The sequence below is a fragment of the Sphingomonas sp. AC449 genome (assembly GCF_979253475.1).
Genome location: NZ_CEEDCZ010000116.1, coordinates 1 through 232 on the forward strand (window position 1 = coordinate 1; position 232 = coordinate 232).

Genomic DNA, 232 nt, shown 5'->3' on the forward strand with positions numbered 1-232 from the left:
CGCGCGTCTCCGCGGTGCTCGGCGCGGCAGCCGCCGTCGAGACGCTCGTCGCGGAGCACGGCTTCGAATCGGCGGACTATGTGCGGTCCGGCCTGCCCGTCTCGACGCTGCCCCCCGGTGTCGGCCCGGCGATCGCGGCCGGGACGCATTCCGTGCTGCGGACCGGCGGCGCGATTCTCGTCTATCAGTTCAGCCCGAAGGTGAAGGACTTCCTCACCCCGCAATTCACGTC

1 pseudogene is annotated in these 232 nt (G+C 71.1%); it reads left to right on the forward strand.

Features of this window, described 5'->3' with window-relative positions:
* Positions 1 to 232, forward strand: a pseudogene (locus AC0CH3_RS18040) (methyltransferase); the annotation flags it as partial.